This window comes from Phytoactinopolyspora limicola (assembly GCF_011320225.1).
Classification (GTDB): domain Bacteria; phylum Actinomycetota; class Actinomycetes; order Jiangellales; family Jiangellaceae; genus Phytoactinopolyspora; species Phytoactinopolyspora limicola.
The window spans coordinates 75,995-99,086 of record NZ_JAAOEN010000016.1; the positions used below are offsets into that span (position 1 = coordinate 75,995).

Annotated in this window: 14 protein-coding genes; 7 read left to right on the plus strand and 7 right to left on the minus strand. The window is 66.9% G+C overall.

What is annotated here, in order from left to right:
* Window positions 1-23: 23 nt before the first annotated feature.
* Window positions 24-2,498: a SpoIVB peptidase S55 domain-containing protein gene (locus G8760_RS24675; protein WP_166355502.1), complete on the minus strand. Its 2,475-nt coding sequence runs from the start codon at window positions 2,496-2,498 to the stop codon at window positions 24-26.
* Between the two features lie 209 nt (window positions 2,499-2,707).
* The gene (locus G8760_RS24680; protein WP_166355503.1) at window positions 2,708-4,501 is read right to left on the minus strand and encodes a SpoIVB peptidase S55 domain-containing protein; all 1,794 of its coding nucleotides are present in this window, start codon (window positions 4,499-4,501) and stop codon (window positions 2,708-2,710) included.
* Window positions 4,502-4,986: 485 nt separating this feature from the next.
* Between G8760_RS24680 and G8760_RS24685 the strand changes: the two genes are divergently transcribed.
* From G8760_RS24685 to G8760_RS24710, 6 genes are all read left to right on the plus strand, one after another.
* Window positions 4,987-6,726 carry a substrate-binding and VWA domain-containing protein gene (locus G8760_RS24685; RefSeq protein ID WP_166355504.1) on the plus strand — a complete coding sequence of 580 codons (1,740 nt, stop codon included), beginning with the start codon at window positions 4,987-4,989 and terminating at the stop codon, window positions 6,724-6,726.
* Between the two features lie 153 nt (window positions 6,727-6,879).
* Entirely contained in the window at window positions 6,880-7,974 is a 1,095-nt protein-coding gene (locus G8760_RS24690) for an NAD(P)-binding domain-containing protein (RefSeq protein WP_166355505.1), read from the plus strand.
* Window positions 7,975-8,225: 251 nt separating this feature from the next.
* The gene (locus G8760_RS24695; protein ID WP_166355506.1) at window positions 8,226-9,500 is read left to right on the plus strand and encodes an ABC transporter substrate-binding protein; all 1,275 of its coding nucleotides are present in this window, start codon (window positions 8,226-8,228) and stop codon (window positions 9,498-9,500) included.
* Between the two features lie 159 nt (window positions 9,501-9,659).
* The gene (locus G8760_RS24700) at window positions 9,660-10,547 is read left to right on the plus strand and encodes a carbohydrate ABC transporter permease (protein ID WP_166355507.1); all 888 of its coding nucleotides are present in this window, start codon (window positions 9,660-9,662) and stop codon (window positions 10,545-10,547) included.
* Window positions 10,544-11,431 carry a carbohydrate ABC transporter permease gene (locus G8760_RS24705; RefSeq protein WP_166355508.1) on the plus strand — a complete coding sequence of 296 codons (888 nt, stop codon included), beginning with the start codon at window positions 10,544-10,546 and terminating at the stop codon, window positions 11,429-11,431. Before G8760_RS24700 ends, G8760_RS24705 begins: the two co-directional genes overlap by 4 nt.
* A gap of 81 nt (window positions 11,432-11,512) precedes the next feature.
* Entirely contained in the window at window positions 11,513-11,725 is a 213-nt protein-coding gene (locus tag G8760_RS24710; RefSeq protein WP_166355509.1) for a helix-hairpin-helix domain-containing protein, read from the plus strand.
* A 446-nt stretch (window positions 11,726-12,171) separates the two neighbouring features.
* Here G8760_RS24710 and G8760_RS24715 read toward each other — a convergent pair whose 3' ends face one another.
* From G8760_RS24715 to G8760_RS24735, 5 genes are all read right to left on the minus strand, one after another.
* Window positions 12,172-16,827, minus strand: a complete 4,656-nt coding sequence (locus tag G8760_RS24715; protein ID WP_207782693.1) for a GH92 family glycosyl hydrolase — start codon at window positions 16,825-16,827, stop codon at window positions 12,172-12,174.
* A gap of 231 nt (window positions 16,828-17,058) precedes the next feature.
* Window positions 17,059-18,006, minus strand: coding sequence for an ROK family protein (locus tag G8760_RS24720; RefSeq protein ID WP_166355510.1), 948 nt, complete (start codon window positions 18,004-18,006; stop codon window positions 17,059-17,061).
* Entirely contained in the window at window positions 18,003-19,037 is a 1,035-nt protein-coding gene (locus G8760_RS24725) for a LacI family DNA-binding transcriptional regulator (RefSeq protein WP_425502377.1), read from the minus strand. The genes G8760_RS24720 and G8760_RS24725 overlap by 4 nt, the downstream gene beginning before the upstream one ends.
* A 799-nt stretch (window positions 19,038-19,836) precedes the next feature.
* Window positions 19,837-20,265 carry an SPW repeat protein gene (locus G8760_RS24730; protein ID WP_166355511.1) on the minus strand — a complete coding sequence of 143 codons (429 nt, stop codon included), beginning with the start codon at window positions 20,263-20,265 and terminating at the stop codon, window positions 19,837-19,839.
* A 133-nt stretch (window positions 20,266-20,398) separates the two neighbouring features.
* On the minus strand, window positions 20,399-21,235 hold the full coding sequence (locus G8760_RS24735; protein ID WP_166355512.1) for a DUF4097 family beta strand repeat-containing protein: 837 nt from the start codon (window positions 21,233-21,235) through the stop codon (window positions 20,399-20,401).
* Between the two features lie 161 nt (window positions 21,236-21,396).
* On the opposite strand from G8760_RS24735, the gene ptsP reads away from it, so the two are divergent.
* Window positions 21,397-23,085, plus strand: coding sequence for a phosphoenolpyruvate--protein phosphotransferase (gene ptsP / locus G8760_RS24740; protein ID WP_166355513.1), 1,689 nt, complete (start codon window positions 21,397-21,399; stop codon window positions 23,083-23,085).
* Window positions 23,086-23,092: the final 7 nt, after the last annotated feature.

Below are 23,092 nucleotides of genomic sequence, written 5' to 3' on the forward strand. Positions count from 1 at the left end.
GCCCCCTCGACCCTCGAGGGTGGCTATTCCCAGGTCACGGGCTTCTTGTCGGCGGTGCCGAAGGTGAACTTCTTCGACGATCCGTAGGTGATCGTGTTGCGGTGATACCAGGTGCCCGAGCGGTACAGGCCTGGTCGGTCGCGGCCGTCGCGGTTCCAGTCGCCAGACAACGGCACGTCCCCGGTGCGGCCGTAGGAGAACGTGTACCGGGGCTCGCCCGCACTGTTGGTGTTGCGCAGCCGCCACTCGCCGCGCCGGAAGATCCCGACGGTGTCGATCCCGCTGCCGTTCCAGTCACCGACCACTGGGCGCCAGGACGACGTGCCGAAGGTGAAGTCGCGGTCGGCCGGTCCTGAGCTGAGTGAGTTGCGCAGCAGCCAACGACCCTTCCGGTACACACCGATGTCGTCGGTACCGTCGCCGTCCCAGTCGCCCACGACGGCAATGTCACCGGCGCGGCCGAAGGTCACCGTGCGAGTCTTGGTGCTGTCGGGGCTGGTGCGGATGGTCCATTTGCCGTCCTTGAAACGTGCGGCAGAGGCCTTGCCGTCACCGTTCCAGTCGCCCATTAGGGGCTGTGCCGACGCGTCGCCGAAGGAGAAGGTCCGGTCCGGCTGGCCGCCGCTCAGCGCCGTGCGGAGCTCCCACCTCTTGCCGGAGACAACCGCCGGTTTGCTGCGCGCAGGCGCGACGACGCGGATGGGGAACTCGGCGGTGCCCTGGACGACGCGGTCGACCGTCGCGCGGCGTGATCGTTGGACGAGCTCGAAGTCGTCGTCGGATTCCCGTTCGACGTTCAGCCGCGCGGTGACGGAGTTGTTCGGCGTGATGTTCTCCAGTTCGTCGAGCAACTCGTCGAAGTTGCGGGCCCGGCTCTCGCCATCTTCGCGGTCCTCTTCGTCATCGCCGGGACCACCGAACACGTCGACCCACCCGTGGCTGCCGGCGGTCCTGGATGGCACCACGACCGACAGGTCGACGTTGCGTGGGGAGCCGATGTTCTTGTACGGAGCCAACACGACGCGCAGGTTGAGCCGGGTCCCGGCGACGACGCGCAACGGCTTCGTCTTCGGGGCAGGCTGATACGTGCCATCGGGCCGGCGGATCTGTATCTCCGAGATCGAGTAACGGGTGTAGTCCTCGGACACGTCGCCGGTGAAGTCGACCTTGTTGATCGTCACGTCCTCGAATTCGTTGAGTACCAGCGCCGCCACTTGGAGGTAGGGGTCGTAGCTGGCCTCCTCAGCGACGTCCCACTGGCTGGCATAGCGGTTCTTGACGTCGACGGTGAACGGTGCACCCGACGCTCGAGTGCCCTGCACGGTCCAGCGGGTCCGAGCCGTGCCCTCGCCGAACTTGTCGAGCACCCGGTCGATGTTGCCAAGCATGTGATAAGCCGAGGCGACCGGCAGGAAGTCCTGGACCGCCACCTGGGTGGTACCGGTCCGTTTGGCATCTCCCGCCGTCACCGTCGAGGTCACCGGGATGGTGGCTGGTCCGGCGCCCAGGATTCCCCGGATCCCGGCCAGCCGGTCTTGGTCCAGGGTGCCCGCAACGCCACCAGGGTTGGCCACCTTGAACGGCCCGAAGAATTCGTCGCGCTGGATCAGAACGGAGCTGGCCGCGTGGACACCCATCGACGTGGTACCGGACCAGTCGAACGGATGCCCGAACGCGATGGCCCGGTCGCCGTCGCACACCATGGTTGTTGTGCCGACACCGGCGGCGGTGACGTCACCAGTCGACAACGTGGCCGCGAAGTTGCTGCCGGGGAAGATCTCCCCTGGATCGGCCACATCGTCGGTTCCGGCAGGCCCAGCGGGGTAGACGTGGGCGTGGGGCGATTCTTTCTTCATCCGCTCGGTGAACGTCGCCAGGCGCTGCTCGGTGAGGCCGGAGACAGCGAGTGGCAGGGCCAGCCGGCGCATCCCCGACCGGGTCTCCTTGCGGGTGGCCGCACCGGCCTCGACGAGGTCGTCTTGGATCTCGGCCGGCAGTTCGACCTCCTCCGCGGCTTTGGCGGAGAAGCTTCCCGGCCGGCGGAGCAGCTCGGCCATGTCGGCGGCCGGGGTCAGCCCGGCCACTGGCGACGCCGCCCAGGTGAGGCCGTAGGACACGGCGCCGATGAGCCGTCCGTCGTCGGCGTAGACCGGTGAGCCGGACATACCCGACCAGATTCCTCCGGCGCGTTGGATGGCGGGGGAGTCGGCCTCGACGATGATCATGTCGACGTCTGGGGCGATGCCGTTGCGGATCACGCCGACAACGGATGCGCTGAATGAGTCGGGACTGGTCCCTTTCTCCACCGTGAGGCCGGAGGCGGTCATACCCTCTTCCAGCTCCGAGACGGGGAACGGTTGAGGACATGGATCGGGATGGTCTGGAGGCGCTTCCTGCGCACTAGTCGTGGCCGCGGGTAGCGCGGTGATGAGTAGGGCCGCGAGGGCGGCGACGGAGATGGCGGCACGGCAGCGCACACTAGTTGGACGGGTGCCCATGGCTTTCCCCTCGATGAGGGCCCAGCCGGATCACCCCTGTGGTCTGGCCAGGCCAATCTGAACCCCTAGACGTGCGGCCGCACATCTAGTAGACGTCGCCAACCGTCTGAATGGTTGCCTCGAAGGATCAGCTTTTTTCCGCTCACGGCGGAGAGGGAAGGGGCGGCGGGTGTTGGCCGTCGGCTTGTCCTCCGCCGCCCCGGGTGGTGTTACTCGGTGACCTCGACCGGGAAGGAGTGGTGGCCGCGGACGACGTGCTCGACCGTCTCGTGTGTCGCAGCCGGGGGAACGACGTCGTCGGCTTCGTCCAGGCTGAGGATGGCGGCGACTGCGTTATTCGGCGTGATGTTCTCCAGTTCGTTGAGCAACTCGTCGAAGCTGGTGGAGTTCGGGGTCATTGCGGCCACGTACTCGCCGTCGTCGTCGCCCGGTCCACCTGAGACGTCGACCCAGCCGAACGAACCTGCGGCGTCACCAGGCACGTCGAGGGCAAGCTCGATGGTGGCGGTGTCGCCGAGGTTCTTGTACGGCGTCAGCGTCACCCGGATGCCGATCTCGGACCCGGCGGCCACCGGCAGGGGCATCGACGTCGACGGCGGCTGGTACGAGCCATCGGGCTGGCGCACCTCGACGGCGGCGAACCGGTAGTAGCTGTACTGGCCGGTGACTTCGGCATCGAGCTCGACCGCGGTGACCTCCACGTCCTCGAACTCGTTGTGGACGATGGCCATCAGGTGGTCGGCGACTCCGAACGGTGCTTCGGCGGCTACGTCGGCGGGGCTGCTGTAGACATTGGCGGCGGCGAGTTGGAAGGGTTGGCCGTCGGCACGTAGCCCCTCGATGGACCACCGGATGTCAGCTGCGCCGGGCCCTACCCGGTCGAGAGCGGAGTCGAAAGCGGACCATGTGTGATAGACGGTGATCTCGTCCAGCATGTCGGCGAGCACCGCGTGGGTGATGCCGTGGTAAGAGCCTTCCGGGGCGGTGACGTCGGCGGTGACCGGGATAGTGGTCGGGACGGAGCCGAGCCGGGCGCGGACGCCGGCCAGCCGGTCTTGGTCGAGAGTGCCGACGGCGCCGCCGAGGTTGGCGATCTTGAATGAACCGAACGTGTTGTCACGCTGCACGAAGACCGCCTCGGCCGGGTGTGCGGTAAGCGCCGACGAGCCCGCCCAGAGGAACGGGTGTCCGAACGCCAGGACATCGTTTCCGCAGACGGAGGTGGTGGTGCCGACGGCAGCCAACGTGACGTCGCCGTGGGAGACGGCGGCGGCGAAATTCCCGCCTGGCTGGATGTCGCCGGTGTCGCCTGGCTGGTCGGTGTCGACCGATCCGGCCGGATAGGCGCGTATCTCCTGGGCGCGGTCGGCCAACCGCTCGGTGAGTGCGTCGAACCGGTCGGCGCCTACTCCGGAGACCGCTACCGGGAGGGTGAGCCGTCGCAACCCGTCGCGGGCCTGCGCGGCGTCGATCTTGCCGGACCGCGTGAGGTGGTCGGCGAGTTCGGCGGGTAGTGCGGAGGCGTCGCCGCTGGTGAGGGTCGGCACCTCACTGGGGTGGTCGAGCAGCCGGTGCATGTCCTCAGCTGGGACCAGGCCGGCGATGGGTGATGGCGCGAGAGAGAAGCCGTAGGCCACCGCACCGATGAGCCGGCCGTCGTCGGCGTAGACCGGCGAGCCGGACATACCAGACCAGATGCCGCCGGCGCGTTCGATGGCCGCGGACTCCGTGTCCGCGATGATCATGTCTATTCCTGGGCCGATACCGTCGTTGATCACCCCGACGACGGTGGCGGTGAACGGCTCGGGGTCGCTGCCGCGTTCGACGGTGAGTCCGGTGGCGGTCAACCCGTCGGTCACGTCGCCGACCGGATATGGATCGGGACAGGGGTCGGGGGTGGGGTCGGCGATCGCCACAGCTGTGCCGGTGGCGAGCAGTGCGACGACGACGGCCGCCGCCGGCAGGGTCCGCCGACGGCGGGCGATGGGGGAAGTGGTGCTCATGGCGCTCCTTTACTCTCTGGGCACCTGGCCAGAGTGGCGGGCTCGCATAGGCGCGGCAGACGTCGGCTTCCCCCATTCAGCCGACCGGCCGACCATCGAAACAACCCCACCTCGACCAGGCCGGCGCATCCCTCGGACGCACTCAGAGCCTGCCTTGGTACAGACTCTAGGGTTATTCATACACGCCGAACTCGACCGTGGTCAGGTATATGTCAATTTCGACGTCACTGACTGATGTCATACGTGTCATCAACACCGAAATGCCCACGTTCGCCGGCGCGTGTTGTCGCCCGCCTGGAGCGGTCGACGGCTGGGCATCGTCGCCAACGTCGGGGGTTCGTTGGGCATGAGTCGGTGGGTTGTGGCCGCAGGGTCCCTGCCGGCTCGGTAGGTGGAGCGGCGGCGCTATATGCAGCAATAGTTCCGGTTTGCCCGATTTTCGACTAGTCTTCCGATCGCTGTTCCGTGAGGGGGATCGGAGCCAGATGAGTGGACGCCATTCGCAACGTGGCCGGCACCGACGCCGTCGGTCGACCCGGCTGGGCGTCGTCGTGATCATTTTCGCCCTGCTGGCCGCCGGTGGCGCGGTCCTGGCCCGGGACGCGCTCTTCGGTACCGACGACGAGCCACCGACCGAGGCCGCCGACAGTCAGGCTCAGTGCGAGCACGTCCATGAGGTGACGGTAGTGGCCGCACCCACGATCGCTCCAGTGCTGGACGACATCCTGGCCGCAGCCGAGCCGGATGGCACGTCAGAAGGGGTCACATGTATCTCGGTCGACGTGAGCTCCGTCCCGTCGTCGGTGGCCGTCGAGACGCTGGCCGGCGACGACGGCCCGGACGTATGGGTGCCGGAGTCCAGCCTGTGGGTCGCCCGGGCGGCGGAGGCGGGCGCGCCGCTGGGTGAGGCTCGGCCTATCGCGACGTCGCCGCTAGTGATGGTCGCCCCGCAGGACGTCGCACGAGACCAACTCGGATGGCCGGACGCGGAATTCGCCTGGACCGACGCTCTTGCCGGAGAAGCAACCGTCGCCATCGCAGACCCGATGAGCACAACGGAGGGCCTGGCGACGCTGTTAGCCGTGCAAGCCGCCGTCGGCGACTCCGAGGACGCACAGACCCGGCTGGTCGAGACGTTGACCACGGTGTCCAGGTCAGCCGTCGGTGATGTCGGTGAAGCCTACGGGCAGGTGCTCGACGATCCCGGCGCCGCACCTTTGTTCACGGCGACGGAACAGTCGGTGCTTTCGCACAACTCCAGCAACCCCGACCACCCCGTCGTTGCGCTGTATCCGGCCGAAGGCACCGCCATCCTCGACTATCCGGCGGTCGAGGTGGGTGTCGCGGGTGACAACAGCCAGGACGAGGCTGAGCCAGCGGTGGTGGCCCAGGTGGTCGACGCCCTGACCGGAGCGGGCGCCGTTGGCGTGCTGCATGACGCCGGTTTCCGCGGTCCCGACGGTGTGGCCGGTGCGGCCGCCGAGTCTTCCGACGCGGTGCAGGCGCAAATGCCCGCCGTTATGGACACTCCTGAGCCAGAGGCGGTCCGGGCGGCGCTGCGGCACTGGGCGGCTCTGTCCTTGGAGATGCGGATGTTAGCCGTGATCGACGTGTCTGGATCGATGTGGGAGACCGATGGGGGAGAGGAGACCCGGATCGAGTTGGTGCGGGACGCCAACCTTGCCGCCTTGGAGCTCATCCCGCCCACCGGTGAGCTAGGCCTATGGGTGTTCTCCACCGAGGAGGATCCGCCGAACCACTGGCGGGAACTGGTAGATATCGGCCCTCTTACCGAAGAGGTGGGCGACGGCACCCGCAGAGACGCACTGACCGAGCAGACGCTGGGGCTTCCAGACTCCGAGGTCCGAGGCTGGACGGCCCTCTACGACACGATGTGGGCTGCGTACCAGGAGGTCAGGGACGGCTATGACCCGAACAAGGTCAACTCGGTCGTGCTTCTCACCGATGGCACCGACGAGCGTGCCCCGGACATGGCGCCCGGGATGGATCTCGACACGTTGCTGACCCAGTTGCAGGCGCAACACGACCCGGCCCGCCCGATCCTGCTCATCACCATCGGCATCGGCCCGGAGGCGGATATGGACGCGCTCCGGCAGATCTCGGAGGTGACCGGCTCGACGGCGTATCAAGCCGAGGACCCAGCTGACATCCAGGAGATCTTCTTCCGGGCGATGCTCGAACGGCAGTGCCGGCCGAACTGCTAACCCCCGCCCCGCCCTCTCCCGGTGATCATTGGCTTTTGACTACCGAATTCGGTAGTCAAAAGCCAATGATCACCGGGAGAGAGGGCTGATCGTTGTGATCGAGATCGCGTCGGAATCTGGATGAACGTCGCGGTGCGTGTAGTTGACGTGGACATGGCAGGCACAGCGTCTCCCCGCGACGTCGACGTCGCCGTGATAGGTGCGGGACAGGCTGGTCTCTCAGCTGCCCATCACCTGCTCCGCCTGGGACTCGAGGCCGGGCGCGACATCGTGGTCTTCGACTCCAGCGCAGGTCCCGGTGGGGCGTGGCAAGAACGCTCGCCGAGTTTGACGATGAACAAGGTCCACGGCATCTTCGATCTGCCCGGGGCTCGCCACTCGGATCGGCCGGACGCCAGCCCCCAACCCGCTGCCGAGGTCGTCGCCAGTTATTACGGCGAGTACGAGCAGACGTTTGGCATTCCAGTCCTGCGTCCCGTGGTGGTCCGTGCGGTCCGCTCCGGCGTCGCGGATCGGCTGGTCGTCGAGACGGACCAGGGAACGTGGGCGGCACGTGCCGTGGTCAACGCCACTGGCACGTGGACGCATCCGTACTGGCCTTACTACCCCGGTGCGGCCGACTTCGCCGGTCGTCAGCTCCACTATGCGGGTTATCGGGGACCTGCGGAGTTTGTTGGTCAGCGCGTCGTTGTGGTCGGTGGTGGTCACTCGGCCACTCACGTGTTGTCCGAGATCGCCGACGTCGCGGCGTCGACGACCTGGGTGACCCGTCGTCCACCGGACTTCCAGCGGGCAGAGTTCACCGACGACTACGGCCGCCAGGTGATCGCAGCGGTGGACGCACGGGTCCGCGCCGGCCTGCCGCCCCGCAGCGTGGTCAGCGTGACCGGACTCGGATACACCCCGGTGGTGCAGGAGGCGTTGGCCAAGGGTGTGCTGGAGCGGGAGCCTATGTTCGACCGCATCGTCGCTGACGGAGTTCGATGGGACGACGGGCGGTTCGTCGGCGCGGACGTGATCGTATGGGCGACGGGGTTCCGAGCGGCGCTGGCGCACCTGTCCCCGCTCGGGCTGCGCGAACCGGGCGGTGGGATCCGGATGGACGGTACCCGTGTCGTGCGGGAGCCGAGGCTGCATTTGGTCGGCTATGGCCCGTCGGCGAGCACGGTCGGCGCCAACCGCGCGGGCCGGGCGGCGGCGCTGGAGATCAAGAAACTGCTGGCCACGTCGCAGCTAGTGGCTGCCTAGACTCTGGGTGCGTTCCAACCACGATCCCGGCGACGAGCATCGGGCGCGGAGTCACGGATGGGTTACAGGTGCCATCAGACTTCGATAGCTGCTTGACAGTTCAGCGTCGTTATAGCTGTCATGGGGTGACAACGTTATCTCCCTGACCCATGAGACGACGAAAACCCATGCTTACCAGGCCTACCGTGGCCCGCGGAGAGACTTCCCGTCGAGCGGGGGACCCGGGGGCACGATGATGAGGAGGGAAGCGCATGCGCAAGTCACTGCCCGCCGCGCTGCTGGCTGTTGGGCTCGTTCTCGCCGCATGCGGCGGTGACGACAGCGACGACGGCTCCACCGGTGAGGGCTCCGGCGGTGAAGGCAACGGCGAGGTCGAAGTCTTCAGCTGGTGGACCGAAGGAGGCGAGAAAGCCGGTCTGGACGGGCTCGTCGCCGTCTTCGACGAGGAGTGCTCCGACTTCGAGTTCCTCAACGCATCGATCGCCGGCGGCGCTGGTGCGAACGCCAAGCAGGTCCTGGCCTCGAGGCTGCAAACCGACGATCCACCCGACACCTTCCAAGCTCACGCCGGTGGAGAGCTACGCGACTACGTCGAGGCCGGCCAACTCGAAGACCTCACCGACCTTTACGACGAGTGGGGCCTGACCGGCAGCATCTCCGACGAACTGCTCGACGCCATCACGATGGACGGGCAGATCTACTCCGTACCGGCCAACATCCATCGCGCCAACGTTGTCTGGGTCAACCCCGACGTCCTCGAAGGTGCCGGTCTGTCGACCGACGCGCCCGCCACCGTCGACGAGTGGCTGGCCGACATGGAGACGCTGCGCGACGCCGGAGTCCAGGCTCCCCTAGCGGTCGCCGTCGACTGGACTCAGACCATGCTGCTGGAGGCGGTCCTGCTCGCCGAACTCGGACCAGACGCCTTCAACGGCCTGTGGGACGGCTCGACCGATTGGTCCGCGGCCGAGGTCACAGCGGCGTTGGAGAAGTACGGCCAGGTTATGTCTTACACGAACGACGACCGCGCCAGCCTCGACTGGCCGGACGCCGTGAACAAGGTGACCGGCGGTGAAGCAGCGTACAACCTCATGGGCGACTGGGCCGCCGGCAAACTCGACGCCGACGGACTCACCCCGGAGGACGACTACCTATGGTGGCCCGCACCGGGCACCGATGGTGTGTTCCAGTGGCTCGCGGACGCGTTCGTGCTGCCGGTTGGTGCGCCGAACCGCGCCGGGACGGAATGTTGGCTCGACGTCGTCGGCAGCTACGACGGTCAGCGTGAGTTCAACACCAAGAAGGGATCCATCCCGGCTCGCACCGACACCGATCCCAGCGACTACGGCCCGTACCTGCAGTCCGCGTTGGAGGACTGGTCGACCGATTCGCTCGCGTTGTCCCTGGCCCATGGCTCGGCTGCGCCCGTGGGCTGGATCGACGCGGTGAACAGCGCGGTCGGGCAGTTCAGCGCCGGTGGTGACGTCGCCCAGCTCCAACAACAGTTGGCCGCGGCCGCCCAGTAGTCCCCACCCTCCCCGTCGTCCCCATGATCATTGGCTTCTGGCTACCGGATCCGGTAGCCAGAAGCCAATGATCATGGGAACGACGGGGAGGGGTTCCGCCCACGCTGGCGTCCGCGGTGCTGTCCTCCGCCGCGACCCACCAGACCATGAGGCTGACGGATGAAATACCGGATCAAGACCTGGGGACCAGGGCTGCTCCTGCTCTCCCCGTCGATCGTGCTCATCGGGATCTTCGTCTACGGCATGATCGGCGCCACCGTGAACGTGTCGCTGACCGACCGGCACAGCGCACAACCGGCCGAGAACTATGTCGGTGTCGACAACTACACCGACCTCGCCAGCGACGACAGATTCATCCACTCGTTGCAAAACCTGCTGATCCTCACGGTGGTGTTCGTCGTCGGCACTCTGGTGATGGGTGTCCTGTGGGCGTTCCTGCTGGAAAAAGGGGTCACGGCCGAGGGGTTCTTCCGCTCCACCTACCTGTTTCCGATGGCGGTATCGTTCGTTGCTTCCGGTGTGGTCTGGCGGTGGTTGCTCAACAGCGCCGAGGGAGAGAACGCCGGTGGGCTGAACGCCCTGTTCGGCATGATCGGCCTCGACTTCCTTCAGAACCCGTGGTGGTCACACCCGGACTGGGGAATGGCGGCGATGGCGTTGCCCGCCATCTGGCAGTTGTCCGGGTACGTGATGGCGTTGTTCCTCGCCGGGTTCCGCGGTGTCCCGAACGAACTGCGCGAGGCGGCCCGGATGGACGGCGCCAGCGAGTTCAAGCTGTATCGGCACGTCATCTTCCCGCAGCTGTCGCCCGTGGCGCTGTCCGCGCTGATCATCATCGGGCATATGTCGATGAAGATGTTCGACCTGATCATGGCGGTGTCCGGGGCCCAATACCTCACCGAGGTGCCCGCGGTTTACATGTGGCAGACCCTCCTGGCCAACGACTACGCGAAGGCCGCGGCGATCGCCGTCGTGTTGTTGGTGGTCGTGGCGGTGCTCGTCGTGCCCTACCTGATCAGCAACGCGAGAGCGGAGCGCCAGCGATGACCGTCGAGACTCCTGCCCGGCCGGTGGCCGGGGCCACGCCACCGCCTCGTCGCCGGGTCGATGCCCGGGCCGGCACCGCCCGCACCGTGCGGTACGCACTGCTGATCTTCTTCGTGATCGTGGTGCTGATCCCGGTCTACGTGTTGTTCGTGACCAGCTTCAAGCCGGCCTCCGAGGTCGGCATCCGAGGTGCCTGGGCGCTGCCGCAAGACTGGACCTTTGATGCCTGGCGCAACGCATGGGAGGCACTCAGCCCGTCGTTGTGGCGTTCGTTCGCGATCGCTATCCCGGCGTCGATCGTCGCGGCCGTCCTGGGATCGCTGAACGGGTTCGTGCTGTCCAGGTGGCGTTTCCCTGGTGCGGACCTGGTATTCATGTTGTTCCTGTTCGGCATGTTCATCCCGTACCAGGCGGTGATGATCCCGCTGCGTCAGCTGACCGGTGACATCGGGTTGCCTAGCGGTGTGCCGACACTGATCGTGGTGCACATCGTCTACGGCATTCCGATCTGCACGCTGATCTTCCGGGGGTTCTACTCCACGACCATCCCGAACGAGCTGATCGAAGCCGGCAAGGTCGACGGCTCGGGCATGCTGCGGACCTATCGGTCGCTGATTCTTCCGCTATCCGCACCAGCCTTCGTCGTGACGCTGATCTGGCAGTTCACGTCGGTGTGGAACGACTTCCTGTTCGCCATCTTCCTGTCCAACACCCGCAACGGACCGGTGACGATCGCGTTGAACGCGCTGGCCGGCGGGCAGCTGACGGACTACTCGTCGAGTATGGCCGGAGCGCTCATCGCGTCGTTCCCGACGTTGGTGGTGTACATCCTGCTGGGCCGGTGGTTCATCGGGGGGCTGATGGCCGGTTCGCTGAAGAGTTGAGCTCTCTCCCCAAATACCGGGGGTGGCTGCGGGACCGTACACTCCGCTCGGAGGTACGAGTCAGCGAGTGGAGGATGGGCGATGACCGACGACGCACCGCACCCGACGGAGTTTCCACCCAGCATCGGCAAGGTGGCCCGTCGTGAGCTGGCCATACACGGCTACACCCGATACGAGCAGCTCACCGAGGTCACGTCGGCCGAACTGCTGAAGATCCACGGGGTGGGTCCGAAGGCCGTGCGCATCCTCGGGGACGAGCTGAGCGCGCGGGGTCTCGGCTTCGCCGCACCGTGAGCACCGCGTCGCCGTGCCCTGTTTGGTGTCGGCGTGCATGGTGGCGATAGCCATCCGTGGTGCTGGCTGCCGCAAGCTTCCTTACGGCACGCTGCCGTGTGCAGTAAGCCTCCTTGTTGTTGCCCTGGCGACAGTAAGCGTCCTTATGTCCGGGGCGGAGGCCGCAGTAGGCCTCCTGGCTGTCGCCTGAGCGGCCACACGCTTACCTCGCGGTGCGGACTGTGCCGCGCTGTCCCGGACTTCGCGACCGCCAGATGGGGTTAAGCGCCGGATTCGGGCTTTAATGCCATCTGGCGGTAGCGAAGTGCGCGAGGAACGCGTGGTGGCGACGATCAGATGCTGCACCGCGCGCCGACCAGGGCTGTCGCCACGCCGTGTGCATCTGATCGTCGCCATAAAAAAGATCAGGTGACTTAACGGAGATCAGGTGACATACCGGGGTGGGGTTAGGTGGCGTCGAGGTCGAGGATGACGCGGGCGATCCACCCGCCCCATCCGTTCTCGGGCTGGCTGTCGCCGACCCACACGTAGAGCTCGTCGCCGTCGGGATCCAGTTCGTCCAGGGGAATTTCGTAGTTTCGACGGTTGCCCTGGTCGCGCACGTCGTCCGTCTCAACCAGGACGTCGGTCCAGGTATCACCGTCGGTGGAGGCGCGGACGTGGAACTGGTTGGCCAGCTCCATGGTCAGCGCGACCGCTCCGACGCCGTGACGGGCGGGGAACCGGTAGACCACGTAGGTGTCGTTGTCCATGAACCGGCCGAAGCCGTCATGGGCCTCGAAGCTGCGCTGCGAGCCGCCGTCCTCGTGGATCCACGGCGATTCGGCCGCGGTGAACGGGGAGAACTCGATGACGTCGCCGACGACGTGTACGTCGCCCACCGCCGTTGTCGAGCCGAGGTTGGACGACGCCGTGACCTCGATCGGGTAGGCGCCCGGGTCGGCGGCGTCGCCGATGGTCACCTCCAGGTCCACCGTCTGCGACTCGCCGCTGGCCAGCCTGCCGAAGAACGCCGTCTCCGGGGCGACGGCCCATCCGTCCGGCACGTCGGCGATGATCTCACCGCGCATCGGCCGGTTGCCGTCGTTGGTGACAGTCACTTCGAGTTCCACCGTGTCGCCCGGCCAGCCGGTGGCGGACGTGACGTCGGCGGAGATCGGGCTCTCCAGCACCTTGTTGGACGTCAGCAGCTCGACCTCGGCCAGGCTGGTCGCCGTACCTTCGTCGGTGAACTCGATCCGGAAGTGTGAGTAGTTGTGCGGGCGGTCCAGCTTGAACGGCCGGGTCTGCTGCCGCCACGGGAACTCCTCGTTGTCCCGTTCGTCGACGACGGTCCACGATTCGCCGTCGTTGGAACCGAGCAGCACCCAGCTGCGTGGGTCCTCGTCACCGTCGCCGGCCGCCGAGGTCAGCGTGTAGAAACGGATGAGCTGTTTGCGGCCGTCCCGGAACGTGTACTGTACCCACCGCTCGTCGCCCGTCAGTGTCGCCGACGTGCCCGACGAGTTGTCGAACAAGGCGGCGGCGTCCGCGTCTCCGCTGGCCGTGGCCTGCCCTCGGTCCTTGCCGGTGGCGTCCTGCAACGGGCGCGGCACGTCGTCGTCATCGGTGATCGACGGCGGCGCCGCGTCCGTGCCAGTAGCCCACGACGACGGCTCCGGACCCATATCGAAGTCGAGCACCGCACCCTCGGCCAGTACGTCATGCGAGATGTAGGCCGCATCATGTGGCTGACCGTTGACCCGCAGGCCCTGGACGTAGACATTGTCTTCGCTGTTGTTGGGCGCGTTGACGACGAGCTCCCGGCCGTCACCCAGGTCCACCGTCGCCTTGGTGAACAGCGGCGAGCCGATGACGTAGTTCTCGCTGCCCACCTGCAACGGGTACAGGCCCAGGGCGGCGAACAGGTACCACGCCGACACCTCACCGTTGTCCTCGTCCCCGGCGTAACCCTGCCCGATTTCGCTGCCGACGAAGGCCCGCGACATCACGTTGCGGACGATCTCCTGCGTCTTCGATGGCTGTCCGGCGTACAGGTACATCCAGGGGATGTGGTGCGATACCTGGTTGCTGAAGCCCCATTGACCGAGCCGGATGTCACGGGCCTCGCGCATCTCATGGATGATCCCGCCGTAGGAGCCGGGGAACATCGCGGTCTCGGGGGTGGCGAAGAACTCGTCCAGCTTGTCGGCCAGCTGATCGCGGCCGCCATACAGGTTGGCCAGACCGCGCCCGTCGTGTGGGACGTGGAAGGCGAAGTTCCACCCGTTGGTTTCGGTGTAGTTGTGGTTGTGGCCCCACTCCAGCGGGTCGAACTCGTCCGGCGACGAGCCCCACGCACCGTCGCTCCGGCGCCCCTGGAAGAACTCGATATTCGGGTCGAACATGTGGACGTAGTTGCGGGCCCGTTCGGTGAAGTATTCGTATTCCTCCAGGTAGCGGTCCCGGTCGGCGTCGTCGACGTCGGGATGTTCGGCCATCACCTTGGCCTGGTTGGCGATGCCGTAGTCGTTGATGTAACCCTCCAACGCCCACGACACACCTTCGGAGACGTCCATCGACGTGTAGCCGTTGAACAGCGACGTCTGTAGGCCTTTGCGCCCGACATTGGTGTTGTTCGGGTTGGACCCGGGCGGTGCGACGGTGGCGTTCTTCAGCGCGGCGTCGTAGGTATCCACCGGGTCGATACCGGGCACCCCCTTGACGAACGCGTCAGCGAAGGCGACGTCCGAGCTGGTGCCCGTCATCAGGTTCGCGTAGCCGGGGGAGGACCACCTGGAGACCCAGCCGCCGTCGCGGTACTGCTGCACGAACCCGTCCACCAGCTCGCCCGCGTGGTCGGCGGCGAACAGCGAATACGCCGACCACACCGTGCGGTAGGTGTCCCAGAACCCGTTGTTGACGTACACCTTGCCGTCGACGACGTCGGCGCCGGTTTCGGTCGGCCCGCTCGGCGGGGTGGACGTCGACGACTGCACCGCATGCCGGTATTCGGGTGCGTCAGCGGTGCCGACGTTCTCGTAGGCCGAGTTCGGGTAGAGGAACATCCGGTATAGGTTCGAGTACAGCGTGGTCAGCTGGTCGTCACTGGCGCCTTCGACCTCGATGATGCCGAGTTTGTCGTCCCACAGCTCCTGCGCCCGGTCGACGAGGTCTTCGAACGTGTCGTCGTCGCCGATCTCCAGTTCCAGGTTGTGTTTGGCCTGGTCGATGCTGATCAGCGAGGTGGCCAGGCGCAGGGTGACCGTCTTGTCGTTGCTCGTATCGAACCGGGTATGTCCGAAGACGTCGCCGCGAGTACCGCCGGGCTTCTCGGCGGCGACGACGGCCTGGTCGAACTCCCCATACACGTACATCCGGGTGGCGCCGTTGGACAGCCCACTGCGGACGTCGGAATAGCCGGTGACGACGCCGTTGTCCGGGTCGAGCGTCAGCCCACCGTTGTTGTTGACGTTGTCGAACATGACGTACGACGTGTCGTCGGTGAAGGTGAACCGGAACATCGCGGCGTGGTCGGTGGGAGCGATCTCGGCACGGATGCCGTTCTCGAACGTGACACCGTAGTAGTGCGGCTTGGCCACCTCGTTGTCGTGCCGGAACGTCAGGGCGCGCGCGGTGCGGTTCGTCGTCGGCTCGTCGGCCGTCGGCAGAAGCTGGAAGTTCTGCCGCTCACCCATCCACGGACTCGGCTGGTGACTGGCCATGAACGCCTGGACGGCCGGGAGGTTCTCCGCGGTGTTTGCCCGGTGGTACTCGTAGACGAAGCTGGTGCTGCCCGCGTTCGTCACTGGGATCCAGAAGTTGAACCCGTGCGGCACCGCCGTGGCAGGGATCGTGTTGCCCCGGGAGAACCCGCTGCTGGAGTTGGTGCCCCGGGTGGTGATGACGTAGTCGGACGGATTGTCGGCGGATGCCGGCTCGCGGGTGCCGATCCAGATGTCGTCGATCCACCCCTTGAACAGCGACTCCCCGTTCGACGCGTCGTAGCCGACCAGGATGCGCTCGATGGTCTTGCCCGACGCGACGTCACCCACCCGGGTGCGTTTGTGGTTCCACTGGTCCGGCCAGAGCGAGTCGGAAGCGCCTTGTGCTTGGGGGCTGACGGTGAACCCGTGGTGATCGTCGGCGGACAACTCGCTGAGGTAGCTGCCGTCATCGAAGGCGAGGTCGATCGCGGCGTGGGTGCTCGGGTAGTTCATGTCGTTGGCGGTGAACTCGGGGAAGATCATGTAGGACAGTTCGGTGTCCTGGGTGACGTCGATGTTCACGTCGAACACCTTGTTGTAGGCGTAGCCGCGCCCGTCGGCGATCTGACCACCGGAGTACTGCAGAGCGTGGGCGCCGGTCCAGCCGACACCGTGCCGCGACGTCCAACCGGTGGCGGGGCCATCGCCGACGAACGTGCGCATGTCGGTGGGCGGCGGCGGGGTGTCGTCGCCGTCGGAGAGCTGCAACTCGGCCAGCTGGATCAGGTCGGCACCGTGGTTACGGGTGATGTCCAGGCGGTACCAGAGATACTCGGTGGTGTTGTCCAGGTGGTACTCGTTGGTGTGGAAGCGTTGCGGGAACGCCTCCGCGGAGCGGGTGTCCAGGGTCGTCCACGTCTCTCCGTCGTCGGACCCTTCGAGCGTCCAGTCCTGCGGATCACGGCCGGGGGCGTCGTTGGCCGACGTCAGCGCATAGTGGACCACCGCCGCGGGCTCGTCGAGGCGGACCTCGACCCACGCGGTGCTCTCGAAGATCAGCCATTTGGTGTTGGCGTCGCCGTCGACGAGGCGTTCCTTGGTTTCGTTCGGCGGATTCTCTCCGCTGGCGCGGACCTCTTCGACCCGGTCGGTGATGTTGCCGGGGATACCGGTCTGCGGGGTGCCGGTGACGCCGGACATACGTTTGTTGCCGTCCGCGTCGGTCTCGGCGGTGTTCTCCCAGTCGGGTCGCGGATCCTCGGCCTCGAAGGATGAGAAGAAAAGTGTCGTGCCGTCGTCGGGTGGGGGATCATCGGGGTCTGGTGCGGCGGTGGCGTTGGTACCCAGCAACAGGCCTCCCAGCATCGCCGTGATCACTGTCAAACACACCGAGATGCGTCGGTGGGAACGCTTCATGGTGCCACCTTCCGTGGGTGATAACGTTGTCGCAGTCTGGCAACGTTGTCACCATGATGTCAATCCCCGGTGATCGTGAGCTGATTTCCGCCCTCACCCCCGGTGATCGTGAGCGATTCTTGGTCGCTATAGCGACGCGATCCTGCTCACGATCACCGGGGGTGAGGGCGGAAATCAGCTCACGATCACCACGATGGGCGGCGTTTCAGCAGCACATGGGCGGGACCAAGCTCAGTGTTGCGATGAGCGTTGGGCCGATGTGCGTTGGGCGGACGTGTGTTGGGTCAGGGCGCGCTGGGCGAGGGCGACACCACCGAGGATGCCGGCTCGGTCACCCAGGCCAGGCGGCACTACGTAGGTGTCTACCTGCGACGATGTCGCGGGGACGTCGACATACCTATTGATCACGGCGGCTGTGTCCGCGCGGACGGCGTCCAGCAACCCGGGCAGCTTGAGAACGCCGCCGCCCATGATGATCCGCTCCGGTGACAGCAGATACGTCAAGGACGCGGCCAGCTGCGCGAGATACCACGACTCCAGCTTGACCGCTTGATCACGATCGACGCCCAGGTCGGTTGCTGGCCGCTCCCATCGGGCTTGGATGGCAGGTCCGGAGGCGAGCCCCTCGAGACAGTCGCCGTGATAAGGACAGAGGCCGGCGAAGTGATCGTCGACGTGGCGGCGGACCATGACGTGGCCAACCTCGGGGTGCAGCAGGCCGTGCAGGAGCCCGCCGTTGACCAGCACGCCACCGCCGACACCGGTGCCGACCGTGACGTATACCAGGGGATCCAGCCCGACGCCGGCGCCCCATTGGCTTTCTGCCAGAGCGGCGCCGTTGACGTCGGTGTCGAAGCCGACGGGGACGCCGAAGGTGTCGCGGAACATACCGACGACGTCTGTGCCGCCCCAGCTGGGCTTCGGTGTCGAGGTGATGTGTCCGAAGGTGGGTGAGTCGGGCCGGAGGTCGACCGGGCCGAAGCAGGCGATCCCGATCGCGGCCACCGGTGCACCAGCCAGCGTCTGTTGTTCGTGGACGAACGTGATGGCCTGGCCCAGTGTCTCGTGTGGAGTGGTGGTGGGAAACGACTTCACGGCACGGAGGTCGTCCGGGCCGGTGCCGACCGTGCACACGAACTTGGTACCGCCCGCCTCGATCCCGGCCACGAGCGCGTTCACCGGCGCACCTCACCCGAGCCGCGGGGGATGAGCCGGGTGCTCAGCTCGATGGTCTGGGCTGGGCCGTGTTCACCCGCCAGCCGCCGGAACAGCAGCTCGGCGGCGGTGCGTCCGAGGGCGGCGGGGTCCTGAGCGACGACGGTGACCGCCGGTTCGAGCAGGTCGGCCAGCTCGAAGTCGTCGAACCCGACCAGGGCGGGACGCGCCGGCATCTGACGGGTGGCGAGATCTCGCAAGGCGGCGACGGTGGCGCGGTTGTTCCCGGTGAACAAGGCGGTGGCCGGATCGGGGCCGGCGAAGAACCGATCCAGTGCTTCCCGCACCGACGCCGGTGTGGGATGGCCCATGGCCACGAGTGACTCGTCGTACGAGATGCCGGCCGCGGTGAGAGTTTCCCGGTAGCCGCGCAGCCGCTCGGCCGCGGTGAAGATCTCGGGGGCGTCGCCGAAGAAGCCGATCCGGCGGTGGCCGTGGTCGAGCAGGTGAGTGACCCCGGTGCGGACACCCCCGGCGTTGTCGGCCAAGACGGCGTCGGCGTTGATGTGCTGCGCCGGCCGGTCGACGAAGACGGTGACCACACCGGCGGCGATCTCGGCTTCGAGGTACCGGTGGTCGTCGCTGGCCGGCACGACGACAAGCCCGTCGACCCGGCGGGCGCAGAAAGCCTGGGCGAGTTCACGCTCTTGTGCTGGGTCTTCCTGCGACGAGCCGGTGAACACGAGGAAGCTGTTGTCTCGTGCGACCTGTTCGACGGCCCATGTCAGTGCGGAGTAGAAGGGGTCGCCGAGGTCTTCGAGGACCATTCCGATGCAGGCTGTGCTGCCTTGGCGCAGGACTCGAGCACCTTCGTGCCGGCGGAAACCGAGCTGCTCGATGGCGTCGCGCACTTTCTTGGTGGTCTCCGGGCTGACCCGGGGTTCACCATTGACGACACGAGACACGGTCTTCAGGCCAACCCCGGCGACTCGGGCGACGTCGTTCATGGTCGGCCGTCCGCTCGCGAGCCGGCCCGGCCTGATGGTCTTGGTCACCCGCGTCCACACCCCCAACTCGGTCACTGGTTCCGACAACGTTATCACCACGCTTCCGCCCGGCAACCGAACGTTGTTGCTGGCGTCGCGACCACCCGGAATGGTGATGGGGATCGTGGTAGGTGATGGATCGTGGCGGTGATGGGTGGGGGAGGTGCTGGTGTTGGCTGCCTGGACCGAGGGTGCGGTCAGGCGCTGACGCGGGTGGCGTGGTGGCAGTCGACGCACAACACCTCGTCCTCGCCGTAACGGGTGACCCGCCCGGTGATGTAGCCGACTTGGCGGCGTGCGCTCTCGGCGTCGTGGTACGAAGAGTATTCCTGATCTGTCAGGCGACCCTGGCATCCGTTGCAGTGGATCACTAACACAGCGCCTCCTGGTGAATCGGCGTTGTCCATCAGGTGCGGTCATTCTCTCAGAACGGTCACGTAGTTCCAAGGTGCGGGACTTGTTTCGTCATCTACTCGTTGTAGTGCGTCACCGCCCCCACCTCCGACTGGGAGGTGGGGGCGGCCTGCCCGGACGGCGAGCAGGTGGGGATGAGCTGCGCCTCCGGGCCGCATGCTTCCGGTGCGGGAGCGGTGCACCGGACGCATCGGCTGAGATCCCGGGTGCGGACCGAGATCACCGTTTCAGACAGTTTGCCCGGAGATGGATTGTGTGTCAATAAATGCAACTGATCGGCCATCTAGCGATAACAAAAACGCTGTGACCTAGAGCCGGGCGACCTGCGTTGCCGGCCGGGGTTGTAGCCGGAAGGCGGCGGCGGGCGGGATCGAGTCGCCGCCGCCCAGCTGTGTCACGAGCGCATCTTGCGTATACCGCTGGACATCATCGCCAGAGCACACAGCACGATCACCGCACCAGCGATCACGTTGCTGACGATGGCCGCGGTCTCCGGGGTACCGCCGTCAACGACCCACGGCGAGACGATGACCCAGACTCCGAGCAGCGGTGCCACCCAGGCGATCCCGTGCATGTGCCCATAGACGGCGGCGAAACCAATTCCGAGCAGCGCGACCGCCAACCCCGCGAACAGGTTGCTGGCGGTCATGCTGGAGTGTTCGGTGAACCCGATCACCCATGGTGACATCGCCACGTACAGGCCGGACAGGAAGACGAGACCGTCGGCCGACTGCGCCACCGGCGTCTCGGCGATCTGGTCGTACCTGCGCCGCATCGTCGCGACGTCGGGATGTTGTTCGATGTTGGGAGTCGGCGTGCTCATGACCCCCACCTCCTTCAGAGGACACGAGATGATCCCGCACCTTCCATGATGCGCCGGAATACGCACGGAAGAAAGCGGAACCTTGGGGCCACCCGTGCTGTGTTGGTCGCGGAGCGGTTGCGACGAGACGTGGTCAGTCCTCGCCGACGGACACCGCACCCGTGGTGGACATCGCCCGCACCTTGTACGGCGAGGTGTAAGTGACGTCGACGCCGACGTCGACGCCACCGGTGCGGCTACGAGCCTCGACGTCGTATCGTTCACCGGCCGGGAGCCGGACCGTCACCGCGCCGGCGCTGGACTCGGCGTCCAGGGACCTCGGCGGCTGGGTCGTCTGAACGAACACCGCACCGGCCGTCGACGATACGTGGGCCTCGTCGACCCGAAGGTCGGTAACGGTGATGTCTCCGGTCGACGTGCGTGCCTTCAGCGGCGCGGCCTGCCCGGTGACCGTGATGTCTCCGGCCGCACTGCGCAGTTCCGTTGTCCCGGACAGCCCGGTGGCGTGCACCGATCCGGCTTTTGTCTCCGCGACGACATCCACCCCGGCGGGCACCGTCAACGTCACGTCGGTCCGGCAGCCGAACGCGGGCAGAAGGCCGGTGCCACCACACTCGCCACGGACATGCAGTGTGTCGCCGTCGACGTCATGAGACACCTGCGCGGACCGCATCCAACCGTCGTCGGCCCGGGCCGCCAGATGTACCGATGGATCGTCGCCTCGGACGATTTCGACGGTTCCCGTCGTGACGTCTACGACGATGCTGGACACACGCTGGTCGATGGTGGCGTTGACGGCGTCACTGGAACGGGTGAACCAGGCGAACGCCGCGACGGCCGCGATGATCACTACTCCGGCGCCGAGCGAGCGCCACATCCGGCGACGGTTCCGCGATGTGGCGCCAGTGTTGTTGGCGTCGTCGGCCGGGGAAGCGTCGAGCGGGGGGTGGGCTGGCGCGTCGGGGGTCATAACAAGAACGTTAGTGCGCCGAGAACCGCGGCGAATCGGTCTCGGTGAGGAACCAACCCTGAGATCCGGGCAACAGGACAGCCCCGAGGGATACCGGGGTTCACCCATGGTGTACCACTGAGACGCAGGCCCTTGACCCGGTACGGCGAAGGAGAACAGTAGTGGCGACCGACGCGAGCCAGACTCTCGAAGGCATCGGGGTCAGCTCTGGGGTGGCGATCGGACCGGTGGTGCGCATGGCCGATCCGGTGCGGCCTCCGGCGGACGAGCCCAGCCCGTCCGACGTCGACGAGGCCGTGACGCGGGTACGGGACGCCCTCGACGTCGTCGCCACTGAGCTGGACCGCCGGGCGGCCCTTGCCAGCTCCGACGCAGCCGACATCCTGACCGCCACCGCCATGATGGCCCGTGACCCGTCGTTGCAGGCCTCGGCGGAGCGGCGGCTACGCGACGGGTCCGGTCCAGCCACCGCGGTCGATGATGCGGTCGAGGAGGTATGCGCCTCGCTTGAAGCCGTCGGCGGCTACCTCGCCGAACGGGTCACCGACCTGCGTGATGTCCGGGACCGCGTCGTCGCTCACCTGCTCGGCGCACCTCAGCCGGGGATCCCCGCCGTCGACCGGCCGTCCGTACTGGTGGCCCACGATCTCGCCCCGGCCGACACAGCGGGACTATCCCGCGACGAGATCCTCGCCATCGTCACCGAGGCGGGCGGACCTACCAGCCACACCGCGATTCTCGCCGCCCAGATGGGCCTCCCCGCCGTCGTCGGCATCGGCGCCGGCCGGGCCGAGCTGGCCGACGGAGTAGTGGTCGCGGTGGACGGTGGGTCCGGGCAGGTGCTCGTCGCCCCGAGCGAGGCGGCACAGGCCGACTGGCGGCAGCGTGCCGAACAGCGTGCCGCGCGGCTGTCCGCGTTCAGTGGGCCCGGTCGGACCAGCGACGGAGTGCCGGTCTCCTTGCTGGCCAACATCGGTACGGTCGACGACGCGAAGGCGGCGGCCGAGGCGGACGTCGAAGGTGTTGGCCTGTTCCGCACCGAGTTCCTCTACCTCGATCGCTCCGCGGCTCCCACGATCGCGGAGCAGACCGATACCTACGTCGCGGTGTTGCAGGCATTCGGTACCCGCCGGGTAGTGGTGCGCACCCTCGACGCCGGAGCGGACAAACCACTGCCGTTCGTCCAACACGGCGAGGAGGAAAACCCGGCACTCGGCGTACGCGGGTTGCGATTGGCTCGGCGGTCGACCGCGCTGCTGGACGACCAACTCGCCGCGCTGGCCGCTGCCGCGCAACAGTGCGAGGCCGACGTATGGGTGATGGCGCCCATGGTGGCCACCGCCGAAGAAGCACAGTGGTTCGCCGCGCGGGCCCGGGCCGCCGGGCTGCCCAAAGTTGGGGTGATGGTGGAGGTCCCCGCCGCGGCGTTGCGTTCGGGCGACGTACTCGCCGACGTCGACTTCGCCAGCATCGGCACCAACGACCTCACGCAGTACACACTGGCAGCCGACCGGATGCTCGGTGAGCTGGCGCCGCTCCTCGACGCCTGGCAGCCGTCCGTCCTCGATCTCGTCGCGGCCACGGTGGCCGGGGCGGGCGACACACGATCGGTCGGGGTGTGCGGTGAGGCAGCAGGCGACCCACTGCTGGCCCTGGTGCTCGTCGGGCTCGGCGTGACGAGCCTGTCGATGGCCCCCACCAAGGTCCCGGCGGTGCGTGCCGCGCTGGCTTTACACGACCACGCACGGTGCGCCGAGATCGCCGCGGCCGCCCGGGCGGCAACCAGTGCGGAAACGGCCCGGGCGGCGGTCGTCGAGCTGCTGGCCCCGGAAGCGCGCCCGCTGGCCTGACAACCGG